General features: G+C 63.3%; 6 protein-coding genes and 1 pseudogene. 5 read left to right on the top strand and 2 right to left on the bottom strand.

What is annotated here, in order from left to right:
* The 5 genes and pseudogenes from QZ588_RS17600 to QZ588_RS17580 form a co-directional block, all read left to right on the top strand.
* A pseudogene (locus QZ588_RS17600) lies at positions 1 to 312 on the top strand (DUF1640 domain-containing protein); the annotation flags it as partial.
* An 82-nt stretch (positions 313 to 394) separates the two neighbouring features.
* Positions 395 to 1114 carry a transposase gene (locus QZ588_RS17595; protein WP_295544370.1) on the top strand — a complete coding sequence of 240 codons (720 nt, stop codon included), beginning with the start codon at positions 395 to 397 and terminating at the stop codon, positions 1112 to 1114.
* A 115-nt stretch (positions 1115 to 1229) separates the two neighbouring features.
* Entirely contained in the window at positions 1230 to 2240 is a 1011-nt protein-coding gene (locus tag QZ588_RS17590; protein WP_295544368.1) for a glycosyltransferase family 4 protein, read from the top strand.
* Positions 2237 to 3433 (top strand): glycosyltransferase family 4 protein, encoded by a 1197-nt coding sequence (locus QZ588_RS17585; protein WP_295544366.1) that lies wholly within the window; start codon positions 2237 to 2239, stop codon positions 3431 to 3433. Before QZ588_RS17590 ends, QZ588_RS17585 begins: the two co-directional genes overlap by 4 nt.
* Entirely contained in the window at positions 3430 to 4389 is a 960-nt protein-coding gene (locus tag QZ588_RS17580) for an NAD-dependent epimerase/dehydratase family protein (protein WP_366929607.1), read from the top strand. The genes QZ588_RS17585 and QZ588_RS17580 overlap by 4 nt, the downstream gene beginning before the upstream one ends.
* Positions 4390 to 4585: 196 nt before the next feature.
* Here QZ588_RS17580 and QZ588_RS17575 read toward each other — a convergent pair whose 3' ends face one another.
* On the bottom strand, positions 4586 to 5155 hold the full coding sequence (locus tag QZ588_RS17575) for a hypothetical protein (RefSeq protein ID WP_295544365.1): 570 nt from the start codon (positions 5153 to 5155) through the stop codon (positions 4586 to 4588).
* Positions 5156 to 5389: 234 nt separating this feature from the next.
* A complete protein-coding gene (locus QZ588_RS17570; protein WP_366929608.1) occupies positions 5390 to 5545 on the bottom strand; it encodes a hypothetical protein in 156 nt (51 codons plus the stop codon).
* Positions 5546 to 5554: the final 9 nt, after the last annotated feature.

Here is a 5554-nt window from a genome sequence, read left to right as displayed (position 1 = left end):
GCGCTCGAGGCGCGCTTCCCGCACATCGGCGATCTGGCCACCCAGGGGCATGTGCGCGAGAGCGAGCTGCGGCTGCAAAAGGAGATCAAGGAGGTCGAGGCGCGGCTGCAGGAGCAGATCAAGGGCGTGGAGTTGCAGATCCGTGAAGTGGATGCGCGGCTGCAGGAGCAGATCAAGGGCGTCGAGCTGCAGATCAAGCAGGTCGAGGTCAACCTGCACCAAGCAATGGCGGCGCAGACACGCTGGATGCTCGGTGGCTTGGCGGTGCTGGGCGTCGTGCTCAAGCTCGCCGATCTGCTGATCCAGTCATGAGAAAATAGTGAGAAAATAGGGACGCACCACGTTTTCTGCTAACCTGATCAGACGTTGACCCGATGTAGCCCCCGCGAGCCCCATGCCCAGACGCGCCCGTATCCTGGTTGGCGGTTATCCCGTGCATGTGATTTTGCGCGGAATCGACCGCGCGGCGATTTTCTTCACAGACGACGATCGGCGGTTTTATCTCGAGACGCTGCGGGCCATTGCGCACGAAGCGGCGGTGGCGGTGCATGCCTATGTGCTGATGACCAACCACCTGCACCTGCTTATGACGGCCGATAAGGCCGAGGGCATCACGACGGTGATGAAGCGAACTGGCCAGCGCTATGTGCAGCGCATCAATCGCACTTACCGGCGCACGGGCGGATTGTTCGAGGGACGTTATCGTTCCGCGCTGATCGACTCCGATCACTACCTGTTAGCCTGTTATCGCTACATCGAACTCAATCCCGTACGCGCCGGCCTGGTGACGGCGCCGGAGGCGTATCCCTGGTCGAGTTATCGGGCCAATGCGCTGGGCGAAGCCGATACGCTGATCTGCCCGCACACGCGCTACCTTGACCTAGGGGCAACGGCTCAGGCGCGCTTGGCGGCCTATCGGGAATTGTTCACAGATCAGCTCAGCGCCGAGCTGCTCGACAAACTGCGCTCGGGCACCAATGGCGGCTTCGTGGTCGGCAGCGGGCATTTCGAGCGCCAGATTGCGACGATGGTGGGACGGCGAACCTGGCGGGGATCGCCCGGGCGCCCGCGCAAGGCGGAGAGGGACGGCGAGCAAGGAGCGTTGCCGCTGTAAATGTGGTCCGACCCCATTTTTCTCTGCGACCCGACTTTTCTCTGAGGACGTTACCGTGCGGCTATTGTTGTGCACACGTCACGGGGCACTCGGCTCCAGCAGTCGGCTGCGGTTGATGGCTTATCGGCCCTGGCTGGAACAGATCGGCTTCCGTGTAGCAATCAGCCCACTTTTTGTCGATGCTGACCTGCGCCGGCTCTACCGCGGTGGCCGCCGCGGCCGGGCGCAGGATGTGCTGCGCGCTTACGGCCGCCGGCTGTATGTGGCCCTCGGAATCCGCAGCTACCAGTTGCTCTGGATTGAGAAGGAGCTATTTCCGTTTCTGCCCGCCGGGATGGATGGTCTACTGCGGCGTATTGGTGTGCCCTATGCCCTCGACTACGATGACGCCACCTTTCATCGCTATGATCAGCACGCATCGCCGCTGGTGCGGTGGTTACTGGGTCGGCGTCTGATACCGCTGCTGCAAGGGGCGCGCCTGGTGACCGTCGGCAACGATTACCTGGCTGAGTACGCGCGGGCCGCCGGTGCACTGGATGTGCGGGAGGTGCCGACTGTGGTGGATACCCGGCATTACGCCGTCTCACGCGAGTCAGCCGACGGAGAAGTGCGTATCGGCTGGATTGGCTCGCCATCAACGGCGCAGTATCTGGATATGGTGCGGGAGCCGCTGCGCCGCCTTGCGCAGCAGCGCCCGCTACGTTTTATAGTCATCGGCGCTCGCGAGATTCCGGCTATGGGCGTACCGTTGGAGTTGCATGACTGGTCGGCGGATACCGAGGCAGCGCTGCTTGCAACCGTGCACATGGGGATCATGCCGCTACGGGACGGCCCGTGGGAGCGGGGTAAGTGCGGTTACAAGCTGATCCAGTATATGGCCTGCGGCAAGCCGGTGATCGCCTCACCGGTGGGCGCGAACATTGGCTTGGTGACGCCGGCGGTGGGCTTGCTGGCGGCTGATGAGGAACAGTGGCTCACGGCGTTGCGTACCCTGGCGGCTGATGCGAGATTACGACAACGACTCGGCCACGCCGGCCGCGCCTTGGTGGAGCGGCATTACGCATTACCCGCGTGGGGGCCGCGCGTTGCGGCTTGGTTGCGCGCCGCCGCGGGCCCGCAGTCTTGAATACGACGCTTTCGCCAGTGGCGCCGCGACAAGGGCGGCCGCGGCTGTTGTTTCTGATTACCGTCGACTGGTTCTTTGCATCGCATTTTGTCGAGCGTGCAATCGCCGCTCGCCGGGCTGGTTATGAGGTTTGGGTGATGACGCACTTGGGCGAGGCGGCATCACGCCTGCATGCGGCAGACTTGCTAACCGTGCCTTGGTCGGTGCAGCGGCGGGGTTTGAATCCGCTGCGTGAGCTGTATGCATTGTGGCAAGTGTGGCGCGTCTATCGGCATGTTCAGCCCGATCTGGTGCACCAAATCGCGCTCAAGCCCATTATCTATGGTTCGTTGGCTGCACGTCTTGCTGGGGTGCGTTTCGTGTTGAATGCACCTGTGGGAATGGGCTTTGTCTTTGCGTCGGGCACGCTGCTTGCCCGCGTCTTACAGCCACTGTTGAGGCTTGCGTTGCGGCTGCTGTTGAACCCACCGGGCAGCCGTGTGGTATTCGAGAATCAAGAAGACCGCGCGGCTGCGACCGCCAGCAAGCTGGTGCGTGAGGCCGATACGGTGTTGATCCGCGGGGCTGGTGTGAATGTGCAGCGCATAAGGCCGCAGCCGGAGCCGCCTGGGCCACCTCGGGTGGTGTTGTTGGCGAGAATGCTCTGGGATAAGGGCGTCGGCGAATTCGTCGAAGCCGCACGGATACTGCACGCACGGGGCGTTACTGCGCGGTTCGTGTTGGTTGGTGGCGTGGATAGCGATAACCGCGCTTGCATCGATGCCAAGCAGCTGGAGGCTTGGCATGCGCAGGGTGCGGTGGAGTGGCTCGGGCATCGCGATGATGTGGCTGAACTGCTGGCCACTAGCCATATCGTCGTGCTGCCCTCGTACCGCGAGGGCTTGCCGAAGGCGCTGCTGGAAGCGCTGGCCGCGGGGCGGCCAGTGGTTGCCACTGATGTGACCGGCTGCCGCGAGGTTGTTGCGCCCGGCGATAACGGGCTGTTGGTACCGGCCCGGGATGCGGCGGCGTTGGCGGCAGCGCTGGCGCAGTTGATTGAAGATCCAGCACTGCGGCGACGGTTCGGGATTGCCGGCCGCAAAAGGGCCGAGCGGGAGTTCGCCACCGAGCAAGTGCAGCAGGCGACCTTAGCGCTTTATGCCGGCTTACTCGGCCGGGCGTACGTAGCACCGCCAGTGGGCGAGGGGGAATGATGGCGCGTATCCTGGTCACCGGCGCGACTGGGTTCGTCGGTACGCATGTGTGCCGTGTGTTGGCTGCAGCGGGCGATGAGCCGGTTGCTGCGGTGCGCAAGCCTGCAGCGTTTTTGCCCATCGAGCAGCGCGTGTGTGGGGATCTGGCTGATGCGCCAGCGCTCGCAGAGCGACTCGCCGACATCGATGCTGTGGTGCACCTGGCCGGCCGGGCGCATGTGATGCGCGAGCGTGCGGCAGACCCAGAGCGTGCCTTTGCACGGGCCAATGTTGCGGCGACTACCCACGTGGCTCGCTCGGCCGCCGCCGCAGGGGTGCGCAGGTTGGTGTTTGTGAGCAGTATCAAGGTGAATGGCGAGGCGAGCCATGATGCACCGTTCCGTGAAGCTGACACACCCGCGCCGCAAGACGCCTATGGGCGCTCTAAATGGCAGGCGGAGCAGCGGCTGCGATGTGTCGCCGCAGAGACAGGACTGGAGGTGGTCATTCTGCGTCCGCCATTGGTCTACGGACCGGGTGTCAAGGCCAATTTTCTTCGGCTGCTAAATCTGATCGATCGTGGTCTGCCGTTACCGTTGGGTGCAATCGATAACCGCCGAAGCTTGATCAGCCTGGATAACTTGGGCGCATTGATCCAAGCGGCGCTGTTCCATCCGAACGCTGCGGGGGAAGTCTTCCTGGCCTCGGATCAGCAGGATTTATCCACACCGCAGCTGATTCGATTGCTGGCGGCAGGACTCGGGCGCCAGCCACGGTTGTTGGCGGTACCACCGCGACTGCTGGCTGCCGCGGCGCGCCTACTGAGAAGAGAGGACGCCTACAGCCGCGTTGCCGGAACACTACAAGTAGACTCGGGTCGGGCAACCGCGGTGCTGGGTTGGCGACCGACGACGTCGCCGACGCATGCGCTACGGCGGACCGCGGCGTGGTACCGCGACAGCGATGCTCGGACCTGAGGCGCAATTGTGCGTGGGATGCGTTGACTGGCCGATGGTGGGCCTCATTTTATGTATTCAAACTGGGGTTTACGCTTACCTGTGGTTTCGGCGACCGATGAAGCAACAACCGTGGCAAACGCTGCCCGTAGGTCAGAATGTGGCTGTCCCACGTTTCTCGCGCTTCTCGATGGTCTCAGCCCAGCGGCCTATCGTCCTAAGGCTCCTCAGGGATGGAGTTTAAGGGGTCGATGACGCTGGTCGGTCCGGCGACGCGATCGGTGCTCCAGCATTCACGCTCACCATCGTTTGCGGCGGAGCGGCCTGCCATGGTGGTGCCGTCGGCGGCAATTTCGCCCCAAAAGTAGGTTGCGTAGTCGTCTCCGAAGATCCAGCCGGAGATCGCGCAGGCGGTCTGTTCCCAACTGCCGATGCCGTCGGTAGCGTTGTCCTCGATGACCTCGATGATGCCGTTGGGGTAGAAAGTGACTTGTGCGTCGGGACGCTCCGGCCCGGTGCAGTCGGAAACGCTTAAGTCCCATACGCCGGCCGCCGTCGGGCAACTGGCGCTCGCACCGTAGTCCTGGAGCCGGAACGCGTTGTTCCTGGAGTCCCATTGCATGTCGATCCAATAGGCGCGCTCGCCGACGGCGACGCCGTCGAGGTAGATACGGTCGTTGTCGGTGATTTGGCAGCTTGCGGCGCCGAGGTCGATGTTGGCCGCCTGCGCAGCCGTGGATGCCGCCAACAGTGAAAATGCCATGATGCCTTTGTTTATCGTCGTCAATGGTCCTGTTTGTGAAGTCTTGATGACGCGCAGACGCGCGTTGAGCGCAACTTGATGCGCGTCAATACGGTAGCGACGGATGCCCAGGCACTCAACGTGAAGTTGCCGTCAGAACCTGACAGTTCACAAGGATTGTGGCGTCTGATGTCGCCGGGCGAGGGGCTCTGGCCGTTGCGCCCAAGTCGGCAGCCGGGCGCGCCGTCAGGCGCATTGGTAACCTGGGGGCGCATTCGCCTAGTGCGGCAGGCTGCGCTGCTTACGCGCCCTGTCCAGCGCCAGCAGCGTCATCAGCAGGTCCTGCAGCGTATCCAGCCGGATGGAGTTCGGGCCGTCACTGGCGGCGTGATCCGGGTCGTCGTGCACTTCCATAAAGAGGCCGGCGACACCCACACCCACCGC

Origin of the sequence: uncultured Thiohalocapsa sp., assembly GCF_913062725.1 — a bacterium.
Lineage (GTDB): Bacteria > Pseudomonadota > Gammaproteobacteria > Chromatiales > Chromatiaceae > Thiohalocapsa.
The sequence above is the reverse complement of the archived record's forward strand: the minus strand, read 5'-3'. Positions and strand labels throughout refer to the sequence as shown.